Annotated in this window: 9 protein-coding genes and 3 pseudogenes; all 12 read left to right on the forward strand. The window is 71.5% G+C overall.

Annotation, left to right across the window (positions count from 1 at the left end; genetic code table 11):
* Positions 1-181 precede the first annotated feature (181 nt).
* On the forward strand, positions 182-1699 hold the full coding sequence (locus OQ02_RS31460) for an aldehyde dehydrogenase family protein (protein ID WP_197043583.1): 1518 nt from the start codon (positions 182-184) through the stop codon (positions 1697-1699).
* Between the two features lie 98 nt (positions 1700-1797).
* Positions 1798-2928 (forward strand): acyl-CoA dehydrogenase family protein, encoded by a 1131-nt coding sequence (locus tag OQ02_RS31465; RefSeq protein ID WP_033442312.1) that lies wholly within the window; start codon positions 1798-1800, stop codon positions 2926-2928.
* 9 nt (positions 2929-2937) lie between these two features.
* Positions 2938-4182: an aspartate aminotransferase family protein gene (locus tag OQ02_RS31470; RefSeq protein ID WP_033442313.1), complete on the forward strand. Its 1245-nt coding sequence runs from the start codon at positions 2938-2940 to the stop codon at positions 4180-4182.
* Positions 4183-4194: 12 nt separating this feature from the next.
* On the forward strand, positions 4195-4641 hold the full coding sequence (locus tag OQ02_RS31475; RefSeq protein ID WP_033442263.1) for a type II toxin-antitoxin system RatA family toxin: 447 nt from the start codon (positions 4195-4197) through the stop codon (positions 4639-4641).
* An 11-nt stretch (positions 4642-4652) separates the two neighbouring features.
* Entirely contained in the window at positions 4653-5150 is a 498-nt protein-coding gene (locus OQ02_RS31480; protein WP_051773026.1) for a hypothetical protein, read from the forward strand.
* A 43-nt stretch (positions 5151-5193) separates the two neighbouring features.
* Positions 5194-10218 (forward strand): annotated as a pseudogene (locus tag OQ02_RS31485) (type I polyketide synthase); the annotation flags it as partial.
* A 2-nt stretch (positions 10219-10220) separates the two neighbouring features.
* Positions 10221-11207: a bifunctional lysylphosphatidylglycerol flippase/synthetase MprF gene (locus OQ02_RS31490; RefSeq protein WP_033442264.1), complete on the forward strand. Its 987-nt coding sequence runs from the start codon at positions 10221-10223 to the stop codon at positions 11205-11207.
* 13 nt (positions 11208-11220) lie between these two features.
* Entirely contained in the window at positions 11221-12141 is a 921-nt protein-coding gene (locus tag OQ02_RS31495) for a diacylglycerol/lipid kinase family protein (protein WP_033442265.1), read from the forward strand.
* Between the two features lie 7 nt (positions 12142-12148).
* Complete coding sequence (locus OQ02_RS31500; RefSeq protein ID WP_033442266.1) at positions 12149-13621, forward strand: flavin-containing monooxygenase; 1473 nt, start codon at positions 12149-12151, stop codon at positions 13619-13621.
* Between the two features lie 22 nt (positions 13622-13643).
* Positions 13644-19136, forward strand: a pseudogene (locus OQ02_RS40345) (type I polyketide synthase); the annotation flags it as partial.
* Positions 19034-19651 carry an acyl carrier protein gene (locus tag OQ02_RS44315; RefSeq protein ID WP_197043584.1) on the forward strand — a complete coding sequence of 206 codons (618 nt, stop codon included), beginning with the start codon at positions 19034-19036 and terminating at the stop codon, positions 19649-19651. The pseudogene OQ02_RS40345 and the gene OQ02_RS44315, both read left to right, overlap by 103 nt.
* A gap of 44 nt (positions 19652-19695) precedes the next feature.
* A pseudogene (locus OQ02_RS31510) lies at positions 19696-25011 on the forward strand (SDR family NAD(P)-dependent oxidoreductase); the annotation flags it as partial.
* Between the last annotated feature and the right edge of the window lie 139 nt (positions 25012-25150).

The following is a 25150-nucleotide window of genomic DNA, read 5'->3' on the forward strand; positions in this document are numbered from 1 at the left end:
GAGTTCCGGCTTCGTCGGTGCGTGTGGCCACCGGCGCCTGAATTCCGCTGTTGGGGAGCCGATTTTTCGGTTGGTGCAGGTTCGATCACCGGGGGGTGTGGTGTTAAGTTTTCCATCACTTATTGATGGACACGACGCAGATCACGAGAAATGGCTGTACGTTGTCCGCGCGGGTGCGTTGTTGCGCGATGAGATCAACGTTCTGAAGCTCAAGCGGAATCTGGACCGGGGTCTGCTCCGGGACACGGACGACCCCAGGGTGGCGGGCAGGGTCGGCCTCAGCACGACCGGGCAGGTGGCCGCCGCCGCGGCGGCGGCCCGGCGGGCCCAACCCGACTGGGGTGCGGCGGGCATCGACGAGCGCATCGCGTTCGCCCGAGCGGTCGGCGAGCGGGTCCGCGCCCACACTGCCCAGTTCACAGACGTGTTGATCGCCGAAGGGCATCCGCGGAGGCTGGCGGTCTGGGAGGTCGCCAGCGCGCTGGAGATGACCTCGGAGGAGAACCTGGACCGCGTCCGCCGGCAGCTCTGCGAGATCGGCCGGGTCGGGCAGCGGGAGACCAGGCTCGTGCGCAAGGCGGACGGCGTGGTGGCCGTCCACCCGCCGCACAACGCGGCGACGGCGAATTCCCTGCTGGCCATGGGCGCCCTCCTGGCAGGCAATTCGGTGGTCATCAAAGCGCCGCGCAGCGCCCCGTTCGGAACGGCGTGGTTCTGGCGCGAGATGGTGTGGCCGGTACTGGCCGAAATGGGCGCCCCGGCCGGCATCCTGAACGTCGTCTGCGCTTCGCCGACCGAAGTGCTCGACCAGTGGCTGCACAGCGATGACGTTGACGACCTGATGTTCTTCGGTGAATCCGAACGCGGTGTCGCGATCGGTCACCAATGGCATGCGCGCGGTAAGAAAGCAATTCTGGAGTTGGCGGGCAACGACGGTGTGCTGGTGTGGCGCGATGCGGAGGTGGAACACGCGGTCACGGCGTTGACCGAATGTTTTTACGGCTCGTCGCAAATCTGCATGGTGCCGAAGTACGCCATCGTCCACGCCGACGTCGCGCCCGCGTTGTTGCGAGGCCTGGTCGACGCGGTGGGCGCGGTCCGTCCCGGCTATCCCGAGGACGCCGACTCGTTGCTGTCCCCGGTGCTGAAGCAGGGTGACTACGACGTCGTGCTGAAGGACGCGCTCGAAGCGGGCGCGGAACTGGTGCACGGCGGGCGGCGGCTGGAGGTCGACGGCAGCCCCGACGAGATGGGCCCGTTCATCGAACCGACCCTGCTGCGAGTCGACGGCCTCGCCGCCGCCGCGGACCTGGACGCCGTGCGGCGCGAGACGTTCTTCCCGCTGCTGCCGATCGTCGTGGTCGACCCGGGCGACGCCGGCGATCACCGGTTGCTGCTGGACTGCGTGGAGTTCTTGAACCGCAACCGGTACGGACTGCGCAACTCCGTGTGGAGCCGCGACGAGCACGTCATCGACACCGTGTGCCGCAGACTCGGCAACGGCGGCATCCTCAAGGTCAACGACAGCCACATCGGGCAGGTCGCCGGGCTGCCGACGCACGGCGGGACCGGCCTCACCGGCGGCCCGTTCGGCGAGGCGCACTACCCCGTGCTGCGCACCAGCCACCTCCAGGCGATCAGCATCGCCACCGCGGTCGAACCGAGATCCGCGGTGTTCTCCAGCGTCACTGCTCTCTGACCCGGTCTTGTAACCCGGTCTCGTAGCCCAGCCCTCCGCGATCCCGGACCCGAGCGGTCCGGCGAGGAGCGCTGCCCCGAAACAGACGGGATGTGTGGATGAACTTCACGGAGAAGTACCTGGCCACGCTGGACGCCAAGCTGCCCGGCCTGGCCGCCGACCTGGTGGAGATCGGGCCGGAGGAGCTGGAGAGCGACAGCACGCGCGGGATCGCGAGCTTCCGCGCCAGTGGGGGTCCGGGCCTGCTGGTGCCGGAGAAGCACGGCGGGCCCGGGGCGACAGCGCTGGAGGCCGTGCACTGCGTCCGGGCGCTGGGAGCGCTCGCCCCGTCGTTGTCCGTCGCGACGACCATGCACAACTTCTCGGTCGCGGCCCTCGTGGCGGTCGAGGAGAACTTCGACGGCTTCGAGTGGATGATCCTCGACGCGATCGCGAACGACCGCCTGCTGATCTCCTCCGCGTTCGCGGAAGGCCTGTCCGGCCAGGGTTTCCTGACTCCGACGATGACGGCCCGGAAGAAGGGCACGGGCTGGATCGTCAACGGGACCAAGAAGCCGTGCAGCCTGTCCAAGTCGATGGACCTGATGTCGGCCAGCGTCGCACTGGTGGACGGTGACGAGCGGATCGGCATCGGCGTGATCGTCATCCCCGCGACGATGGACGGCATCACGACCAAGCCGTTCTGGGCGGCTCCCGTGCTGCGCGGGGCGGAGAGCGACGAGGTGGTCCTCACCGACGTCGAGGTGCCGGACGAACTGGTGATGAAACCGGAGGAGAGCGCGACGGCGTCGCTGGACGCGCTGGAGGCCAAGGGCCTGATCTGGTTCACGCTGCTGATCTCCGCCGCCTACCTCGGCATGGCGAGCGCGCTGGTCGAGCGGTTGCTGGTGACGGGCCGGGGCGCCGCCGAACGCCGGGTCGCCGCCGCCTCCGAGCTGGAGGTCGCGACGATGGCCCTCGAACGCGTCGCGACCGTCGTGGACGAGACGGCCACGGCGCCGGAGTCGCTGCCGCAGGCCCTGATGGCGCGGTACGCGGCGCAGGGCGCGATCCGCCGCTCCGTCGAGATGACCGTCGAGTCGCTGGGCGGCATGCAGTACATCACCAACCCGATGGTGAGCTACCTGGCCTCCGCGGTGCACGCGCTGGCGTTCCACCCGCCCTCCCGCCTGTCGGTGGTCGAGGAGCTGGAGAAGTCCTTGCTCGGCAACGAGATGTCGATCAGGTAGGTGGGGGACATGCACAACGACACGATCGACCACCAGGAGCAGATCCGCTCGGTCTACGCGAAGAACCTGGGCAGCAGGCTCGCCGCGATGTCGCGGATGCTCGGCGGGCACGTCGAACGCGAGTCGCACGGGGCGCTGCTCGTCACCGAGGACGGCAAGGAGTTCGTGAACTGCGCCGGGTACGGCGTGTTCCTGCTCGGCGCGACCCACCCGGACGTGGTCGCGGCGGTCGTGGAACAGGTGCGGCGGCACCCGGTGTCGGCCCGGCTGTTCATCGACACCGTCAGCCCGCGCGCCGCGGAGGCGCTGGTGGACATCGCGCCGGACGGCCTGGAGAAGGTCTACTTCGCCGGGTCCGGTGCGGAGGCGGTCGAGACGGCGCTCAAACTGGCCAGGGTCAACGGGTACCGGCGCATCGTCACCACCGTCGGCGGCTACCACGGCCGGACGCTCGGCGCGCTGAGCGTGAGCGCGCGCCCGGTCTACCAGGAGCCGTTCCGGCCGTTGATGCCCGACGTGGCCGAGGTTCCGTTCGGTGACGCCGAGGCGCTCGACCGTGCGCTAGCGGGCGCTCCACCGTCGTGCTTCATCGTGGAGCCGGTGCAGGGCGAGGGAGGGGTGGTCATCCCCGATCCCGGCTACCTGGCCGCGGTGTCGCGCATCTGCGCCGAACGCGACTGCTTCCTCATCGTGGACGAGATCCTCACCGGCATGGGCCGGGTGGGGCGGATGTGGGGGATCAGCGGCCAGGACGTCGCGCCCGACGTGATGCTGGTCGGCAAGACGCTGTCCGGTGGGGTGATCCCGATCGCGGCCGTGCTGGCGACCAACGAGGCCTACGCGCCGTTCGAGAAGGACCCGCTGCTGCACCAGTCCACGTTCGGCGGCTCCCCGGTGGCCACGGCCGCCGCGCTGGCCACGATCGACGTGATCCGCAAGGACGACATCGTCGGTGCCGCCGATCGCATCGGCCGCAGGCTGCTGGCGAGCTTCCGGGAGGCCGCGGCGTCTGCTCCGGCCGGTGTGGTGGAGGAAGTCCGCGGCGCGGGCCTGCTGCTCGGCATCGAGTTCTCCGACGGCGGCTACGCGGGCGAGATGGTGCTGGCCCTGATCGAGCACGGCGTGATGGCCAACCACTCCAACAACAACCCGACGGTCATCCGGCTCACCCCGCCGGCGGTCATCGAGGAGTCCGAGATCAGGACCATCGAACGAGCCGTGCGCCGCGGGTTCGACTCACTCGGCTCGTACTGACCGGAGGGCACCATGCAGACCGTCACCGTCGAGGCCGTCGTGCCCGACTGGCAGGCCGCCGACGTCTACGAACGGCTGAAGGACTCGGACGTCTACGTGAAGTACGCGCCGGAGCAGGTGAAGTCCGTCGTCACCGAGGCGGTGGACGAGCCCGGCGAGGCCATCACCCACTGGGAGATCTTCTTCCGCAACGGCCTGCTGCGCTGGTCCGAGCGGGACTACTTCGACGACGAGAAGTGCACGATCAGGTTCGAGCAGGTCTCCGGCGACTTCGACGTGTTCGAGGGCGACTGGGTGGTGTCCACTCGCGACGGTGACGTGCTGCTCACCTTCACCGCCCACTTCGACTTCGGGGTGCCCAGCCTGGAGGCGATCATCGAGCCGGTGGCGATCCGCGTGCTGCGCCAGGCGATGAGCCGGATCATCGGCAAGCTCTTCGACGGTGTCGTCCTCGCCTAGATCGGGAGACCATGGATACCCTGAACCACTTCTGGACCCGCTCGACCGTGCTGCACGCGCGGGCCGAGTACGCGCTCGGGTTCGTCGTCTGCATGTGGTTGATGATCAGCCACTGGTCCGAGCTGGACGTGCTCCAGGCCGTCCTGCTGTTCGCCTACATCGACCTCATCGGCACCGTGCCCGCGCTCTGGGCGTACAAGCGCAGCCGGGACGGCCAGATCGCCAAGGCGTACTACCACGTCTACAACTTCCTGCACAGCTTCGTGACGCAGGGTCTCGTCATGATCGGCTACGTCGCCGTCTTCGGCTGGCAGTGGGCGCTGCTGGGCATCCCGACGCACCTGTTCATCGACCGCTTCATGTTCAACAACTACCCCAAGCCGCTGGGGGTGGCGTTCGACCCCGTCAAGCACCCGGTGTTCGAGAAGTTCGAGCGCGAGTACGCCGCGTTCGACCCGACCGGGGTCGACTGGAAAGCCGTGAAGAACGAGAAGTCACTGGTCGCGTAGAGCGCGGACCGCTGGGAAGGGGGAGGACGGCCGCATGACAACGACCGAGGAACGCCTGGTTTCGGCGCTGCGCAGCTCGGTGGTGGAGAACCAGTCGCTGCGCGCGCGGCTGGCCGAGGTGGAGGGGCAGCGGGCCGAGCCGATCGCCATCGTGGGCATGGGCTGCCGCTACCCGGGCGGTGTCACCTCGCCCGACAGCCTGTGGGACGTGGTGGCGCAGGGCAGGGACGTGATCTCGGCGTGGCCGGACGACCGCGGCTGGAACGTCGCGGACCTGTACGACCCCGCGATCGGCGTCGAGGGCAAGTCCTACGTGCGCGACGGCGGTTTCGTCTACGACTCGGCGGACTTCGACGCGGGGTTCTTCGGGATCAGCCCGCGTGAGGCGGCGGCGATGGACCCGCAGCAGCGGATGTTGCTCGAAGTGTCCTGGGAGGCCCTGGAGAACGCGGGTTTCGACCCCCGGTCGCTGAAGGGGTCGGAGACCGGAACTTACGTCGGGGTGGCGGGCGCGGACTACGGCGCGCGGCTGAGCGCGGCGGTGCCGCCCGGTCTGTGGGGCAACATGACCGAGGGCAACTCGATCAGCGTGGTGGCGGGCCGGGCGGCGTACGCGCTCGGCCTGGGAGGGCCTGCCGTCTCGGTGGACACGGCGTGCTCGTCGTCGCTGGTGGCGCTGCACTTGGCCGTGCAGGGGCTGCGCGGCGGTGAATGCGGGCTGGCGCTCGCCGGTGGTGTGACGGTCATGGGTTCGCCCGTGATGTTCCTGGACTTCTCGCAGTTGCGCGGGCTGGCGCCGGACGGTCGGTGCAAGGCCTTCTCCGACCGCGCCGACGGGTTCGGTCCCGCCGAGGGCGTCGGTGTGGTGGTGCTGGAGCGGTTGTCGGACGCCCGTCGTCTCGGTCACCGGGTGTTGGCGGTGATCCGGGGGTCGGCGGTCAACCAGGACGGCGCGACGAACGGGTTGACCGCGCCGAGTGGTCCGGCGCAGCGCAGGGTGATCCGGCGCGCGCTGGTCGGTGCGGGACTGCGACCGTCCGATGTGGACGCGGTGGAGGCGCACGGCACCGGCACGCCGCTGGGCGATCCGATCGAGGCGCAGGCGCTGCAGTCGGTCTACGGGCAGGATCGCGTGGCGCCGTTGTGGCTGGGGTCGGTGAAGTCGAACATCGGGCACACGCAGGCCGCGGCCGGTGTGGCGGGTGTGATCAAGATGGTGCAGGCGATGCGGCACGGCGTGCTGCCCGCGACGCTGCACGTCGACACGCCGAGCGGGCACGTCGACTGGTCGTCCGGTGCGGTGGAGCTGTTGCGGGAGAACCGGGACTGGCCGCGTGACGGTCGTCCGAGGCGTGCGGGCGTGTCGTCGTTCGGGTTCAGCGGCACGAACGCGCACCTGATCCTGGAGGAGGCGCAGTTCGACGACGGGGACGGGGCCGACGTGCGGGAGCGCCCGGCCGTGGTGCCGTGGGTGCTGTCCGCGCGCAGCCAGGAGGCTTTGGTGCGGCAGGCGCGCAGGCTGAAGGAGTTCGTGGTCGGGCGGCCGGAGGTGGATACGGCCGACGTGGCCGCCGCACTGGCCGGGCGGACCGCGTTCGAGCACCGGGAAGTGCTCGTGGGCGGCACCGTCGAAGAATTCCTCACGCGGTTGGACGCGGTGGGACAGCGGAAGGCGGCGCCCGGTGGCCGGGTGGTGTTCGCGTTCCCCGGCCAGGGCGCGCAGCGGTTGGGCATGGGGCGTGCGCTGTACGAGGCGTTCCCGGTGTTCGCGGAGAAGTTCGACGCCGTGGAGGCCGCCGGTGGACTGCCGCTGAAGGACGTTCTGTGGGGTGCCGACGCCGACGCGCTGGACATGACGTCGTTCGCGCAACCAGGCCTGTTCGCGGTCGAGGTGGCCCTGGTCGCGTTGCTGGAGTCGCTGGGCGTGACGCCGGACGTGGTGTTGGGCCATTCGCTGGGCGAGATCACGGCGGCGCACGTGGCCGGAGTGCTGTCGTTGACGGACGCGGTGACGCTCGTGCTGGCACGCGCCCGGCTGATGGCGGCGTTGCCACCCGGCGGTGCGATGGTGGCGGTCCGCGCGTCCGAGGACGAGGTCACGCCCCTGCTGACCGCACGGGTGGGGCTCGCGGCGGTGAACGGGCCGGAGTCCGCGGTGCTGTCCGGCGACGAGGCCGAAGTGCTCGCCGTCGTGGAACGGCTCGGGGTGCGGTCCAAGCGGTTGGCCGTCAGCCACGCATTCCACTCGGTGTTGATGGAGCCGGTGCTGGCGGAGTTCAGGGCGGTGGCGGCCGGGGTGACCGCCGGCGCTCCACGCATCCCTCTGGTGTCGAACGTGGACGGGCAGGTGGCCGGAGACGGCTACGGCACCGCCGACTACTGGGTGCGCCACGTGCGGGAAGCGGTGCGGTTCGGCGACGCCGTGGCGACGGTGCTCGCGGACGATCCCGCTGCGCGGTTCGTGGAAGTGGGGCCGGGCAGCGGGCTGTCCGCGCTGATCGGACCGCCCGCGGCGATCGCGTTGCAGCGTGGCGGCAAGGACGAGGTGGCCTCGCTGGTCGACGGGCTCGGCGCCGTGTTCGCAGGCGGCGGCGCGGTGGACTGGCGCGCGTTGATCGGACGGCGGCCGGTCGTGGACCTGCCGACCTACGCCTTCACCCGCAAGCGCTACTGGCTCGACCCGCTGCCGGCGGGCGGGGACGCGGGCAGCTTCGGCGCGCACGCGGCCGAGCACCCGTTCCTGGGCGCCGTGGTCGACCAGGCCGGTTCGGGCGAAGTGGTGTGCACCGGGCGGATCGGGCTGGACGCGCACGAGTGGCTGGCCGGGCACGCCATCGGCGACGTGGTCCTGCTGCCGGGTGCGGCCCTGGTCGAACTCGCCCTGGCCGCCGCTGGCCGGGCCGGGTGCCCGGTGGTGCGTGAACTGGTGCTCCAGGCGCCGCTCGTGCTGCCCGAACGCGGCGGCGTGCACGTGCAGGTGGTGCTCGGGCCGGATGGAGCAGACGGCGAGGACGAGCGTTCGGTGTCGATCCACTCGCGGCCGGAGGCGGACCGGGGTGCGTGGACGTGTCACGCGCGTGGCGTGGTCGGTCCCGCCGCGGGCACCTCGCCCGAACACGACCGCTCACCGTGGCCGCCCGACGCGGAACCCGTCGACCTCGCCGCGTTCTACGAGCGGTCGCGCGAGCTCGGCTACCGCTACGGACCGGTGTTCCAGGGGCTCACCGCCGCGTGGCGCCGCGCGGACGAGGTCTTCGCCGACGTCGTCCTGCCGGAGCAGGCCCGGTCGACCGCGGCCGGGTTCGCCGTCCACCCCGCACTGCTGGACGCGGCGCTCCAGGCCACCGCGCTGCTCGGCCTCACCGCGGATGACGAGCAGGTGCTGCTGCCGTTCGCCTGGGAGCACGTCGAGGTGTGCTCGACCGGCGCGACCCGACTGCGCGTGCGTGCGACCCGTGCCGCCGGCCATCGCGTCACGATCGCGCTGGACGACCCGGCGGGCAGGCTGGTCGCCCGGGTGCGGGCGGTCACGCTGCGCGGCGTCGCCCCCGACCAGCTCCGCCCCCACGACGACACGCTGCACCGGCTCGACTGGAGTCCGTTCGACCTGCCTGAAGGGGACGCCGCCGGTGACTTCGACGTGCTCAAGTGCGAGGACGAGTGGGACGGCGACCTGAGCGTGCTGCGGATCGCCCTGCACGACGTGGTGCGGGACGTGCGGGCCTGGTTGACGGACAACCGCGGCGGCACGGCCAGGCTGGTCGTGCTGACCCGCGCCGCCGTGCAGGTGACGGACGAGCAGGTGAACCCGGTGACCGCGGCGGTGTGGGGACTGCTGCGGTCGGCGCAGAACGAGCACCCCGGCAGCCTCGTCCTGGTCGACGTGGACGAACAGCCCGCGACCGCCGTGCTGGGCGCCCTGGCCCGCGGTGACGAGGACCAGGTCGCGATCCGGGGCGGACGGTGCCACACGGCACGGCTGGTGCCCGCCGGCCGGTCGGACTCACCCCCTCCGGCCAAGACCGGTGGGACCGTGCTCGTCACCGGCGGAACCGGCACTGTCGGCGCCGCGCTGGCCCGCCGCGTCGCCGAGCTGTCCGGCGCCTCCCGGCTGGTGCTGGTGAGCCGCGAGCCGCGCCGACACGTGCTCGACGGGTTCGCCGACCTCGGCATCGCGGTCGAGTGGATTTCGTGCGACCTCGCCGATCGCGCTGCCGTGGCCGCGCTGTTGGAGAAGACCGGACCACTCAGCGGTGTGGTGCACGCGGCCGGTGTGCTGGACGACGTCACCTTCGACGCGCTGACTGCCGATCGCCTGGACACCGTGCTGCGGGCCAAGGTGGACGGTGCGTGGCACCTGCACGAACTGGCCGGTGACGTCGGCTTCTTCGTCCTGTGCTCGTCCCTCGCCGCGCTCATCGGCTCGCCGGGTCAGGCGAACTACGCGGCGGCCAACGCGTTCCTCGACGGGCTCGCCTGCCACCGCAGAGCGGCCGGCCTGCCCGCCCAGTCGCTCGCGTGGGGGCTGTGGGACGGCGGCATGGCGGACGGACTTGACGCGGAGTCCGTGTCCCGGCTGCGGCGCTGGGGTGTGCGCCCGATGCCGCGACGCCACGCGCTGGCGCGGTTCGACCGGGCGGTGGCCGACGGGGCCGCTCACCTCGTCGCCGCCGACCTGGACCTCGCGCGGTTGCGGGAGACGAGTGACCGCACCGGCCTGCTCACCTTGCTGCGCGGACCACGAAAGGCCGCGGACCCCGTGCCGCAGGACGACCTGCTGGCCGAGCTGGCCGGCTTGGACCCCGAGCAGCGGCACCAACGGGTGCAGGAGGTCGTGCTGGAAGAGCTGGCGGCGGTGCTCGGCCACGCCGGCGCGCAGGACGTCGACCTCGACGGCCGCTTCGAGGACATGGGATTCGACTCGCTGAGCGCGATCGAGTTCCGCAACGGGCTCACCGCGCTCACCGGCATGAGGATGCCGCCGACGGTGGCGTTCGACTACGCGACCCCCGCCGAGCTGGTCGGGTACATCGCACGCGAGTTGTCGTCGATCCTGGCGAAGGGCTGACCTTGCTCACCGACGATCAGCAGTACGTCCTGGGGCTGCTCGGGAAGTACTCGGACAACCCGAGCGGCTTCCTCGCGCTCAACGAGGGCAACCGGTACTTCCGGGACGACGGGATCGACGGCGTCGTCTGCTACCGCGAGGTGCGGCGGCACTGGATCGGGTTCGGCGGGCCGATCGCGGACGCCGCCGACCGGGGCGAGCTGCTGGACAGGTTCCGCGTGGCCGCCCACCGGGCAGGACGTGCGGTGGCCGCGGTCCAGATCCCGGGTGCGGACGCGGCCCTCTTCGCCGACCGGGGCCTGCGCGTGAACCAGCTCGGCATGTCCTACGGCGTCGAACTCGCTGATTTCTCGCTGCGCGGCAAGAAGTTCGTGAAGCTGCGCAACAAGATCTCCCGCGCGGACCGGCTCGGCGTCGAAGTGGTCGAGGCGGGACTGGACGGGAACGAGGCCGCGCTCGCCGCGATCGACGCGAAGTGGCTGCGGTCGAAAGGGCGCTTCACCAAAGAGCTGGAGTTCATGGTCGGCGAGGTCGGCGGTCCCGCGCAAAACCTGCGCCGACTGTTCCTCGCCAAGGTGGACGGTCGTCCCATCGCCTACATCTCGTTCTCCCCGGTCTACGGCGAGCACGAGGGCTGGTTGCACGACCTCAGCCGCCGGTTGCCCGACGCGCCGCCCGGCGTGATGGAGGCGATCAACGCCTGCGCGATCGGGAAGTTCCGCGCGGAAGGCGTGCGCTGCCTGCACTTCGGCTTCACCCCGTTCACCGGCCTCGCCGCCGAGCACGGCCTGGGAACGGCCCACCCGCGCATCGACCGGCTCTTCGGGTGGCTGGCGAGGAAGGGGGACTTCCTCTACCCGGCGCAGAGCCAGCTCGAGTACAAGATGAAGTGGAACCCGACCTACCTGGTTCCCGACTACATCGCCTTCGAGAACCGCGTTTCGCCGTCATTGGTGTTCAGCCTGGCCACGGTCGCGAATCTGATCTGACAAAGGGGGAACCATGCGCGTACTCGCAGTGGTGAACAAGACCGCCGGCGGTCCGACCGACGACTTCGTCGCGGCGTTGGAAGCCGAGCGCGGCATCGAACTGGAGGTCATCCGGACCGCGGGCCCCGAGGACGGCACCCGCTGCACCGTGGAGGCGGCGACCCGCCAGGAACGCGACGTGGTGGTCGCGATCGGCGGCGACGGCACGGCGGGCGAGGTGGCTCGTGGCGTGGCCGCAGTGCCCACGTCGCCGGCCCTGCTGATCGCTCCCGCCGGCACCGGGAACTCCAACTTCCGCGGGCTGTGGGACGACCTGCCGTGGCCGGAGGTGGTGTCGGCGGTCTTCACCGAGCGCCGGTTCGAGATCAGGCCGATGGACCTCGTCCACCTCGCCGAGCTGGACACCGCCACCCTGCTCGGCGTCTCCACCGGCGCGGTGCCCGAGTGCCTGGTGATCGCGCCGACGCTGCCGCTGACCGGGCGGGAACGGCTGCTCACCGCCGCGTTGCAGGTGCTCACCACCTACGTGCCCTATCCCGGCAGGGTCCTGGTGGACGACGAGGTGTTGTGCGAGTGCGACACGCTGCTCGCCATCGTGGGCGGTGTCCGCTACCGCGGCGGCCTGCTGAAGATGCTGCCGCACTCGCTCGTCGACGACGGCCTGCTGGACGTCTGCGTGATCGACTCCTCCGCGTCGGTGGAGGAGCTCGCCACCGCGGCCCTGACCGGCGACATCACCGACGTCGCCGGCGTGCACTACGGCCGCGGGCGCACCGCTCGCCTGGAGCGGACCGACGGCGCGCCGATGAAGCTGGAGCACGACGGCGAGCTGGAAACCGGGCCGCACAGCTCCTACCGGCTCGAAGTCGTGCCGCGACCCATCTCGGTGGTCGTGCCGAGCCCCGCCCCCGAGTGCTTCGCCGGCGAGAGGTGACGGTCCCGTGACGGACAACCCTGAGATCGTGATCGTCGGCGCGGGCCTGTCCGGTATCTGCGCCGCCGTCAACCTGCTCAAGCGGGGCATCCGGGACTTCGTGATCCTGGAGAAGGCGGACGGCGTGGGCGGGACGTGGCGGTACAACACCTATCCGGGCTCCGCCTGCGACGTCATGTCCACCATGTACTCGTACTCCTTCGCCCCCAAGCACGACTGGGAGCTGATGTACGCCGACCAGCCGGAGATCCGCTCCTACATCGAAGGCGTGTTCGACTCCTACGGCCTGGGACGCGTCACCCGGTTCGGCACCGAGGTCATGTCCTACACCTACGACGACACCACCGACCGCTGGCAGGTCCTGCTGTCCGGGGGCCAGGTGCTCACGCCGAGGGTCGTCATCGCCGGGATCGGCGCGTTGCACAACCCGAACATCCCGAAGTTCAAGGGCGAGGAGACCTTTCGCGGCGACATCGTGCACTCGGCGCAGTGGAACCCCGACCTCGACCTGACCGGCAAGCGGGTCGCGGTGGTGGGCGTCGGTTCCAGCGCCGTGCAGATCGTGCCGGCCATCGCGGGCCAGGCCGAGCACGTGCACGTCGTGCAGCGCACACCGCAATGGGTGCTGCCCAAGCCGAACCGGCGCGTCAGCAGGGTCGAGAAGTTCCTGTTCCGGGTGCTGCCGTTCAGCCAGAAAGTGTACCGCAACATCGCGTACTGGACGCACGAGCTCGCGATCATCGCGTTCATGCACCCGCCGTTGCTGAAGGCGTTCAGGCTGGTTTCGCTGCGGCTGCTGGACAAGCAGGTCCCCGATCCGGAGCTGCGCGCGAAGCTGACGCCGGACTACACGATCGGCTGCAAGCGCATCCTGCTGTCCAGCGACTACTACCCGGCCCTGATGCGCGACGACGTGACGCTGCTCGACTCCGGCATCGCCGAGTTCACCGAGACCGGCTTCCGCGCCCGGAACGGCGAGGTCGTCGAGGCGGACGTGGTGATCCTGGCGACGGGCTTCGCCACGGACAACCGGCTCGCGGAGGAGCGGATCACGGGGCGCGGCGGCCTGACGATCCAGGAGGCCTGGCGCGACGGCATGCGCGCCCACCTGGGCACCACCATCGCGGGCTTCCCCAACTTCTTCCTCATGATGGGCCCGAACTCCGGCGGCGGCAGCCAGTCGATCCTGTTCGTGATCGAGGCGCAGGCGCACTACATCGCCGAGTGCGTCCGCGTGATGCGGGCGCGGGGCGCGCGGTCGTTCGAGATCCGGGCCGAGGTCGAACGCGAGTTCAACCGGCGCCTCCACGCCCGGCTCGCCAAGTCGGTGTGGAACTCCGGCGGCTGCGACAGCTGGTTCCTGGACCGCACCGGGCACAACCGGCAGGCCTGGCCGGGATCGAGCGTCAACTACTGGCGGCTCACCCGCCGGCCGAACGAGAAGTGGTTCCACCTGCGTTCACCGGAAACGGTCCGCTGACTCAGTGTGATGGGGGAGTGTCATGGCTACCGAGGAACGTCTCGTCTCCGCGCTGCGGAACTCGCTCGCGGAGAACCAGTCGCTGCGCGCCAGGCTGTCAGAAGTGCGGGAGCAGGCGGCTGAACCGATCGCCGTCGTCGGCATGGGGTGCCGGTTCCCGGGGGGTGTGACGAGCCCCGAGGAGCTGTGGGACATGCTCGTCGAAGGGCGTGACGCGGTCACCGGTTTCCCGTCCGACCGGGGCTGGGACGTGGAAGGGCTCTACGACCCCGACATCGGCGTCGAGGGCAAGTCGTACGTGCGCGAGGGTGCTTTCCTGCATGACGCGGGTGACTTCGACGCGGGGTTCTTCGGGATCAGCCCGCGTGAGGCGGCGGCGATGGACCCGCAACAGCGGTTGTTGCTGGAGGTGTCCTGGGAGGCGCTGGAACACGCCGGCATCGACCCGAAGTCGTTGAAGGGCACGGACACCGGCACCTACACCGGCATCTTCTACGAGGAGTACGCGCCCCGGATCTACACCGAGCGCGACGGCTACGCCGGGCACCTCGTGGCGGGCACGCTGCCCAGCCTCGCGTCCGGGCGGGTGGCGTACGTGCTGGGGCTGGAGGGGCCGGCGGTGTCGGTGGACACGGCGTGCTCGTCGTCGTTGGTGGCGCTGCACCTCGGTGTGCAGGGATTGCGGACGGGTGACTGCTCGCTGGCGCTCGTCGGCGGGGCGACCGTGATCTCGCTGCCGTCCACCTACGTCGGCTTCTCGCAGTTGCGCGGGTTGGCGCCGGATGGCCGGTGCAAGGCGTTCTCCGACCGCGCCAACGGTTTCGGGCCGGCGGAAGGCGCCGGTGTGGTCGTGTTGGAGCGGTTGTCGGACGCGCGTCGTCTCGGTCATCGGGTGTTGGCGGTGGTGCGTGGTTCGGCGATCAACCAGGACGGTGCGTCGAACGGGTTGACGGCGCCCAGTGGTCCGGCGCAGCGTCGGGTGATCCGGCAGGCGTTGGCCAATGCCGGGTTGACGGCGGGCGAGGTCGACGTCGTGGAGGCGCACGGCACCGGCACACCACTCGGCGACTCCATCGAGGCGCAGTCGTTGCTCACCACCTACGGCCAGGGCCGTGACGTCCCGGTGTGGCTGGGGTCGGTGAAGTCGAACCTCGGGCACACCCAGGCCGCTGCCGGCGTGGCGGGCGTGATCAAGATGGTGCAGGCGATGCGGCACGGCGTGCTGCCGGCGACCCTGCACGTGGACACGCCGAGCACCCAGATCGACTGGTCGGCCGGCGCGGTGGAGTTGTTGCGGGAGAACCACGACTGGCCGCGCAACGGCCACCCGCGCCGAGCCGGAGTCTCGTCGTTCGGCATCAGCGGCACGAACTCGCACGTGATCCTGGAAGAAGCGCCCCAAACGTCCGCACCGGAACCGGTGAACCCCGGTGCGCGGACCTCGGCGGACGAGACCGGTCCGATCCCGTGGGTGCTGTCGGCGCGCAGCCAGGAGGCGTTGGTCGGGCAGGCACGCCGGCTGCACGACTTCCTGGACGGTAGGCCCGGCACCGACGCGGTCGACGTGGCGGCGGCGCTGGCGAAGCGGTCGTCGTTCCCGCACCGGGCCGTGCTGCTGGGTTCGGACACCGGGGAGCTGACGCGGCGACTGGACGCGGTCGTGTCCGGGGAGGACGCGCCGAACGTGCTCACCGGACTGGCGCTCGCGAGCGACAAGACCGTGTTCGTCTTCCCGGGACAGGGCTCCCAGTGGACGGGCATGGGCCGGGAGCTGCTGGAGACCTGGCCCGCGTTCGCGCGGGCGCTGGGCGAGTGCGCCGAGGCGCTGAAGGAGTTCGTCGACTGGGACCTGCTCGACGTGGTGCGCGGCGGGCACGGGCTGGACGCCGTGGACGTGGTGCAGCCGGTGACGTTCGCGATGTACGTCGCGCTCGCGGCGGCCTGGAAGGAGCTGGGCGTCGTCCCGGACGCGGTGATCGGCCACTCGCAGGGTGAGGTCGCCGCCGCGCACGTCGCCGGGATCCTCCCGCTGCGTGAAGCGTGCCGCATCGTGACCCTGCGCAGCCGGGCGGTGCGGGACATCTCCGGCGCCGGCGGCATGGTGTCGGTGCCGCTGCCCGAGGCCGACGTGCTGAAGGTGCTCGCGCAGTGGCCGGATCGCGTCGGGGTGGCGGCGGTCAACAGCCCGGCGAGCACCGTCGTGTCGGGCGAAGCCGCGGCGCTGGAGGAGTTGCTGGCGTACTGCGAAGCGGAGGGCGTTCGCGCCCGCCGGATTCCCGTGGACTACGCCTCCCACTCGCCGCAGATCGACGCCGTCGAGCGGTCGCTGCGGGCCGGACTCGGTTCGGTGCGGCCCGACGCGGCGTCCGTGGCGGAGTTCTTCTCCACCGTCGTCGGCGGACTCGCCGACCCCGGCCTGCTCGACGCGGACTACTGGTACCGCAACCTGCGTGAGCCCGTCCGGTTGGACCTCGCCGTCCAGGCCGCCTACGCGCGGGGGTACCGCCGATTCCTGGAGATCAGCCCGCACCCGGTGCTGACGGTGGGCGTCCAGGAGAACTGCGAGGCCGTGGCGTCCGAGGAGGACCGGTACTTCGTCGGCGGCACGCTGCGGCGCGACGACGGCGGCGCGCACCGGTTCCTGACGTCGGTGGCGCAGGCCGACACGAGTGGCCTGCCGGTGGCGTGGAACGCGGTGCTCGGTGACGCGACGCACCTGGACCTGCCCACGTACGCCTTCGAGCACAAGCGGTACTGGCTGAACGCCGAGGCCACGGCTGGTGACGCCGGGAGTCTCGGGGTGACGTCGTGCGAGCACCCGCTGCTGGGCGCGGTGGTGGAGCAGCCGTCGTCGGGTGGGCTGGTGTTCACCGGGCGGATCGGGTTGGACTCCCACGCGTGGCTGGCCGACCACGCGGTCGGTGACGTCGTGCTCGTGCCCGGCGCGGCCCTCGTGGAGTTCGCGCTGTTCGCGGGCGACCGGGCCGGGTGCGGTGTCGTCCGCGAACTGGTCCTGCAGGCGCCGCTGACCGTGCCGGAACGGGGCCGGGTGCACGTCCAGGTGGCGGTCGGCCCCGTGGACGGCCAGGGACGCGGCGTGTCGATCCACTCGCGGCCGGAAGGCGTCGAGGACGGCGGGTGGACGCTGCACGCCCAAGGCGTGCTCGTGCCCGATGGCGGCACCGCGCCCACGCCGGCGGACACCTCCTGGCCACCGGCCGGGATGCGGGCGGTCGACGTGGCAGCCACCTACGAGCGCGCGCTGGAGCTGGGATACCGGTACGGGCCGGCGTTCCGGGGGATGACGGAGGTGTGGAGCGGGAACGGTGCGGTGTGCGCCGAGGTCGAGCTGCCGGAGCAGCTGCGGGAGCAGGCCGGCGCGTTCACCATCCACCCGGCGCTGCTGGACGCCGCCATGCAGGCCGTCACGTGCCTCGACCTGCCCGTCGCGCCCGGCGCGGTGCTGCTGCCGTTCACCTGGGAGGACGTCGAGGTGTTCGGCGTCGGCGCGAAGGCGTTGCGCGCCAGGGTGACCGCTGCGGGCGACGGCGTGGTCGGCCTGCTGCTGGAGGACTTCGCCGGTCGGCCGGTCCTGCAGGCCGGCCTGGGTCTTCGGGCCGTGGCGCTGGCCGATCTCGGTGCCGGTGCGCCCGACGACGAGCTGTTCGGCGTGGACTGGCTGCCGCTCGCGGTGCCCGCGGCGACCGTCGAGGAGGCCGACGTCCTGCGAGCCGACGCCGGCCTGCTCGCCGCGGCGGCCGAGGTGCGCGAGTGGCTGGCCACGCAGGACGGTGCGGGACGCCGCCTGGTCGTGGTCACCTCGGGCGCGGTCGGCACCGACGGGTCCGACCCGCTGCCCGGGTTGGCCGAGGCCGGTGTGTGGGGGATGGTCCGCTCGGTGCAGACCGAGAACCCCGGCCGGGTGCTCCTCGTCGACGTCGACGACTGGGCGGTGGTGGACGACGGCGTGACCGCCGCGCTGGCCACCGGTGAGTCACAGCTGGCACTGCGGCGCGGGGAAGCGCGCGTGCCGAGGGTGGTGCGGCGCGGTCGCGACCTGGTCGTCGGGTTGCCCGACGGGGACTGGGCGTTGGAGGTCGTCGGTGCCGGCACGTTGACGTCGGACAACCTGGTGGCCCGTCCGACCTCGTCGGGTGAGCTTGCACCTGGTGAGGTGCGGGTGGGGGTGCGGTCTGCGGGGGTGAACTTCCGGGACGTGCTGATCGCGTTGGGCATGTACCCGACGCCTGACGCGGTGATCGGTGGCGAAGGCGCCGGGGTGGTGGTCGAGGTCGGACCGGGGGTGACGGGTTTCGCTCCCGGTGAGCGGGTGCTCGGTGTGTTCCCCGGCCTCGGCTCGTCGGTGGCGGTGGATCACCGGTTGCTGGCCAGGATTCCGGACGGGTGGTCGTTCAGCCAGGCCGCGGTGGTGCCCGCGGTGTACCTGACCGCCTACCACGCGTTGCGTGACCTGGCCGATGTGCGGCAGGGGGAGCGCGTGCTCGTGCATTCGGCCACCGGCGGTGTGGGGATGGCCGTGATCGCGCTTGCCCGGCTGTGGGGTCTGGAGGTGTTCGCGACCGCGAGTCCCGGCAAGTGGGGAGTGTTGCGGTCGTTGGGGATCGACGACGACCACATCGCGAGTTCGCGGTCGTTGGACTTCGAGGAGAAGTTCGGTGAGGCCGACGTGGTGGTGAACTCGCTGGCGCACGAGTTCACCGACGCGTCGTTGCGGTTGCTGTCGCGCGGTGGGCGGTTCGTGGAGATGGGGCTGACCGATCTGCGTGCGGCCGAGCAGGTCGCCGCCGACCACCCGGGGGTCCGGTACCAGCCGTTCCGGCTGCTCGACGTGAGCATCGAGCGGTTGGGGGAGATGCTTGCGGCGGTGATGGAGCTGTTCCACGCCGGGTTGCTGGCACCGTTGCCCGTGTCGGCGTGGGACGTGCGGCGGGTGCCGGAGGCGTACCGGTTCATGTCGCAGGCCCGGCACGTCGGCAAGGTCGCCCTGACGATCCCGCGCCCGCTCGACCCCGCCGGCACCGTGCTGATCACCGGCGGCACCGGCGTGCTGGGCGGGTTGGTGGCCAGGCACCTGGTCGCCGAGCACGGGGTGCGAGACCTGCTGCTGGTCAGCCGCACCGGTGACGCCCCGGACCTGGTGGCGGAGCTGGAATCGGCGGGTGCGCGGGTGCGGGTCGCCGCTTGTGACGTCGCCGATCGTGTGGCGCTGGGGGAGGTGTTGGACGGTGTGTCGTTGACGGGTGTGGTGCACGCGGCGGGTGTGTTGGCCGATGGTGTGTTCACGGACTTGTCTGATGAGCAGTGGTCGGTGGTGTTGCGGTCGAAGGTCGACGCGGCGTGGAACCTGCACGAGTTGACCGCCGGCCATGACCCACCGGTCACCCGACCGTGGTGCCGGCCAGGCTGGACACGCAGGCGATCGCGGCGTCCGGCGCGGTGCCGGACGTGCTGCGCCGACTCGTGCGAGCGCGCCGGGTGGTGGACGACGTGGTGACCGGGCAGGGCCTGTCGAAGCTGGCCTCGCAGCTCACCGGTCGCCCGGCGGCCGAGCAGGACCGGATCGTGCTGGAGTTCGTCCGCACCCAGGCGGCGATCGTGCTCGGGCACGAGAGCAGCGGTGAGATCACACCCGACGAGACGTTCAAGGCACTCGGCTTCGACTCGCTGTCCGGCGTCGAGTTCCGCAACCGGCTCCAGGCCGCCACCGGGCTCAACCTGCCCGCCACCAGCGTCTTCGACCACCCCACGCCCACGCGGCTCGCCCAGTACGTGCGGCAGCAGGTGACACCGGACGGCGACGACGACGGCGGCGCGGCCGAGCTGAAGCTGATGTCGCTGCTGACCGAACTGGAACGCACGTCGGCGGGCACGGCGCTGGACGACCAGGTGAAGGTCACGTTCCTGCGCCGGATCGGCGCGCTCGAACGGGTGGTGCGCGGCACCGGCGACGCCGACGACCTCGACCTGGCCGACGACGCCGCGCTGTTCCAGCTGATCGACGGCAACTGACTACGGGGGAGCACATGTCGAACGAGAACGACCTCCGCGCCTACCTGAAGAAGGCCGCGGGCGAGCTTAAGGATTTACGCACGCGGCTGGCCGACGTGGAGGGGCGTGCCACCGAACCGATCGCGATCGTGGGCATGGGCTGCCGCTACCCGGGTGGCGTCACGTCACCCGACGACCTGTGGGACGTGGTCACCCGGAACCTCGACGTGGTGTCCGGCCTGCCGGGAGACCGGGGCTGGAACCCGAACCTGTACGACCCCGAGGTCGGTGCGGAGGGCCGCTCCTACGTGCGGGAGGGCGGCTTCATCGACGACGTCGCGGGGTTCGACGCGGCGTTCTTCGGCATCAACCCGCGTGAGGCGGCGGCGATGGACCCGCAGCAGCGGCTGCTGCTGGAGGTCTCCTGGGAAGCACTGGAACGGTCCGGTGTCGACCCGCGGTCGCTGGCCGGTGCCGAGGCCGGCGTCTACTTCGGCGTGTCGGGCGCGGACTACGGCAGCCGTCTCCTGGAGCGCGCCCCGGCGGGCTACGAGGGCTACCTGGGCGAGGGCAACGCCACCAGCGTCGCGTCCGGGCGGGTGGCGTACGTGCTGGGGCTGGAAGGGCCGGCGGTGTCGGTGGACACGGCGTGCTCCTCGTCGCTGGTGGCCATCCACCTGGCGGTGCAGGCCCTGCGCAACGGCGAGTGCGCGCTCGCGTTGGCCGGTGGCGCGACCGTGATGGCGTCCCCGGCGACGTTCGTGGAGTTCTCGCAGTTGCGCGGGTTGGCGCCGGATGGCCGCTGCAAGCCGTTCTCGGACCGGGCCGACGGTTTCGGTCCGGCCGAGGGCGTGGGTGTGGTGGTGTTGGAGCGGTTGTCGGACGCGCGTCGTCTTGGTCATCGGGTGTTGGCGGTGGTGCGTGGTTCGGCTATCAACCAGGACGGTGCGTCGAACGGGTTGACCGCGCCGAGTGGTCCGGCGCAGCGTCGGGTGATCCGGCAGGCGTTGGCCAACGCGGGGCTGACGGCGGGCGAGGTCGACGTCGTGGAGGCGCACGGCACCGGCACACCGCTGGGCGACCCCATCGAGGCACAGGCACTTCTGGCGACCTACGGTCAGGGCCGGGACACGCCGCTGTGGCTGGGGTCGGTGAAGTCGAACCTCGCCCACACGCAGGCCGCGGCCGGTGTCGCGGGCGTGATCAAGATGGTGCAGGCGATGCGGCACGGCGTGCTGCCCGCGACGCTGCACGCGGACACGCCGAGCGCGCACGTCGACTGGTCCTCCGGTGCGATCGAGCTGGTGCACGAGAACCGGGAATGGCCGGAGGACGGCCACCCGCGCCGAGCCGGCGTCTCGTCGTTCGGCATCAGCGGGACGAACTCCCACGTGATCCTGGAACAGGCGCCCGAAGCACCGGCCGTGACGTCGCCGCGAGAGGTCGAAGGCGGGTCGGTTCCCTGGGTGCTGTCGGCACGCACCCCGCAGGCGTTGACCGCGCAGGCGGTCCGGCTGCGCGACTTCCTCGCCGAGCGGCCGGAAATCGGCGCGGAGGACGTGGCGGCGGGCCTGCTCACCAGGACCGCGTTCGAACACCGGGCCGTCGTGCTCGGCAGTGACCGGACTGAGCTGATGCGTCGGCTGGGTTCACTGGCCGAGGGTGAGCCCGGCGTGGGCGTCCGCACCGGGCAGTCCTCACCCGGCGGGACGGTGTTCGTGTTCCCGGGGCAGGGCGCGCAGACGTGGGGCATGGGGCGTGCGCTGCACGCGGCGTTCCCGGTGTTCGCCGACGCCTTCGACCAGGTCGTCGCCGCGGTCGACGCCGAGCTGGACGCGTCGTTGCGCGAAGTGATGTGGGGCGCGGACACCGGACTCGTCGACCAGACCGCGTACACCCAGCCCGCGCTGTTCGCGATCGAGGTGGCGCTGTTCCGGCTGCTCGAATCGTTCGGCGTCCGACCCGACTACGTCACCGGGCACTCGATCGGCGAGATCACCGCCGCGCACGTGGCGGGCGTGCTGTCGCTGCCCGACGCCGCCGCGCTGGTCGTGGCGCGGGGCAGGCTGATGCAGGCGTTGCCGCCGGGCGGCGCCATGGTGGCGGTGGAGGCCACCGAGGCCGAAGTCCTGCCGTTGCTGGACGCACGGGTGGGCATCGCGGCCGTGAACGGCCCGTCGGCGGTGGTGGTGTCCGGCGAGCTGGACGCCGTCACGGTGGTGGGTGACCACTTCACCGGGCTCGGCAGGAGGGTCAAGCAGCTGACCGTCAGCCACGCGTTCCACTCGCCGCTGGTGGAGCCGATGCTGGAGGAGTTCCGCGCGGTCGTGGCGAAGCTCGCCATCGCACCGGCGGAGCTCCCGATCGTGTCCAACCTGGACGGTGCGCCGGCCGGGGAGGACTACGGCGTCGGCGACTACTGGGTGCGCCACGTCCGCGAGGCCGTGCGGTTCGGTGACTCGGTGTCCACCTTGGTGGCGGCCGAACCCGGCGTGCGGTTCGTCGAGGTGGGGCCGGGAGCCGGGCTGACCGCGATGGTCGAGCAGACCGGGGCGGCGGCCTCGGCGGTGGCGTTGCTGCGCGGCGGCAAGGACGAGGTGCCGTCCCTGTTCGACGGGTTGGCCGCGCTGCACGTGTCCGGCGCGCCGGTCGACTGGTCGGCGCAGGCCGGGACGCGGCCGTTCACCGAGCTGCCGACGTACGCCTTCGAGCACAAGCGGTACTGGCTCAACCCGGAGTCCGCGGGCGCCGACGTGGCCGGCCTGGGCGTGACGCCGGTCGAGCACCCGCTGCTGGGTGCGGTGGTGGAGCAGCCGTCGTCGGGCGGGCTGGTGTTCACCGGGCGGATCGGGCTGGACTCCCACGCGTGGCTGGCCGACCACGCAGTCGGCGGCGTCGTGCTGGTGCCCGGAGCCGCCCTCGTCGAGCTGGCGTCGTTCGTCGGTGACCGGGCCGGCCGCGCCGTGGTGCGCGAACTCGTGCTGCAAGCGCCGATGATCGTGCCGGACCACGGCGGGGTGCAGGTGCGGGTGGACCTGGACGAGGAGGGCAACGTCGCCGTCCACTCCCGTCCGGAGAACGACGAACGCTGGGTGCTGCACGCCCGTGGCGTGGTCGACTCCGACTCAGACTCCGACACCGCTGAGGCCTCGGCGGCCGAGCCGGCCGGAGCGTGGCCCCCGGCCGGAGCGACCGCGGTGGAGGCGGGCGACTTCTACGACGGCTTCGCCGAGCGCGGCTACCACTACGGGCCCGTGTTCCGGGGGCTGACCAGGGCGTGGCGGCGCGGCGACGAGGTGTTCGCCGACGTGGAGCTGCCCACCGGCGACGCCGGGGCGTTCGGCTTGCACCCGGCGCTGCTCGACGCCGCGCTGCAGGCGATCGGCTTCCTCGGCCTGCCCGTCGCGGACGGCGAGGTGCTGCTGCCGTTCGCCTGGGAGGGCGTCGAGGTGTACGCGGTCGGCGCGACCCGGCTGCGCGCCGCCATCCGTGCCGCGGGCGACGGCAGGGTGGGCCTGGTGCTGGCCGACGCGGGCGGACGCGTGGTGGCGAAGGTCGGCGGGCTGAGCATGCGCGGCATCGCACCCGGTGACCTGGCCGCCCGCACTCCCGGCGGCGACGGCCTGTTCACGCTGGAGTGGACCCCCGTCGACGTCGAGCCCACCGGCGTGCCGGCCGACGTGTCGGTGATCAGGCCCGACGGCCTGCTCGACGCGGTCGCCCGGGTCCGGTCGTGGCTGACGGACCCGGCGCACGCCGAAGGCAGGTTGGTCGTCGTCACTTCCGGCGCCGTCGCGGTGGACGGTGGCGAGGACGTGCCCGACCTGGCGTCGGCCGGTGTGTGGGGCGCGCTGCGTTCGGTGTGCAACGAGAACCCCGGCCGGGTGTTCGTGGTCGACACCGACGGTGCGGAAGCGGACGGCGTAGCCGCGGTGCTGTCCTGCGGTGAAGCGCAGCTGGCGGTCCGGCGCGGGACGTTCCGGGTGCCGCGGATCGTGCGACAGGCCGAGGACTCGGTGGTCGGGTTGCCCGACGGGGACTGGGCGTTGGAGGTCGCGGGTGCCGGCACGTTGACGTCGGACAACCTGGTGGCCCGTCCGACCTCGTCGGGTGAGCTCGCGTCGGGTGAGGTTCGGGTGGGGGTGCGGTCGGCGGGGGTGAACTTCCGGGACGTGCTGATCGCGCTGGGCATGTACCCGGCACCCGATGCCGTGGTCGGTGGCGAGGGCGCGGGCGTCGTGACGGAAGTCGGCCCTGGCGTCACCGGTTTCACGGCCGGTGATCGGGTGCTGGGTGTCTTCCCCGGTCTCGGGTCGTCCGTGGTCGTGGACCACCGGGCGCTGGCGGGGATTCCGGACGGGTGGTCGTTCAGCCAGGCCGCCGTGGTGCCCGCCGTGATGCTGACCGCCTACTACGCGTTGCGGGACCTGGCCGACGTGCAGCGCGGTGAACGAATCCTGGTCCACGCCGGCACCGGTGGCGTGGGGCTCGCGACGATCGCACTGGCCCGCTTATGGGGTCTGGAGGTGTTCGCGACCGCGAGCCCCGGCAAGTGGGACGTGCTGCGGTCGTCGGGGCTCGACGACGACCACATCGCGAGTTCGCGGTCGCTGGAGTTCGAGGAGAAGTTCCTGGCCGTCACCGGCGGGCAGGGCGTGGACATGGTCCTGAACTCGCTGGCGCACGAGTTCACCGACGCGTCGTTGCGGTTGTTGCCGCGCGGTGGGCGGTTCGTGGAGATGGGGCTGACGGACTTGCGTGAGGCGGGGCAGGTCGCCGCCGACCACCCGGGGGTGCGGTACCAGCCGTTCGCCCTGTTCGAGGTCGGGGTGGAGCGGTTGGGGGAGATGCTGGCGGCGGTGATGGAGTTGTTCCGCACGGGTGTGCTGGAGCCGTTGCCCGTGTCGGCGTGGGACGTGCGGCGGGTGCCGGAGGCGTACCGGTTCATGTCGCAGGCCCGGCACGTCGGCAAGGTCGCCCTCACCATCCCGCGCCCGCCGGCTGCTGAGGGTACGGTGTTGATCACCGGCGGTACCGGCGGCCTGGGCGGTGTGCTGGCCAGGCACCTGGTGGACCGGCACGGCGTCCGCGACCTGCTGCTGGTGAGCCGCCGTGGCGCGGACGCGGAGGGGGCGGCGGACCTGGTGGCGGAGCTGGAATCGGCGGGTGCGCGGGTGCGGGTCGCCGCTTGTGACGTCGCTGATCGTGCGGCGCTGGGGGAGGTGTTGGACGGTGTGTCGTTGACGGGTGTGGTGCATGCGGCGGGTGTGTTGGCCGACGGTGTGTTCACGGACTTGTCTGATGAGCAGTGGTCGGTGGTGTTGCGGTCGAAGGTCGACGCGGCGTGGAACCTGCACGAGTTGACCGCCGGCCATGACCTGGACACCCAAACGATCGCCAAGTCCGGTGCGGTGCCCGACGTGCTGCGCCGACTGGTGCGGGCCCGCCGGGTGGTGGACGACTCGGCGGCAGCCCAGCAGTCGAAGCTCGCCGCGCAGCTGGCCGGGTCCTCGGCGGCCG

The sequence above is a fragment of the Saccharothrix sp. NRRL B-16314 genome, assembly GCF_000716595.1.
GTDB lineage: Bacteria > Actinomycetota > Actinomycetes > Mycobacteriales > Pseudonocardiaceae > Actinosynnema.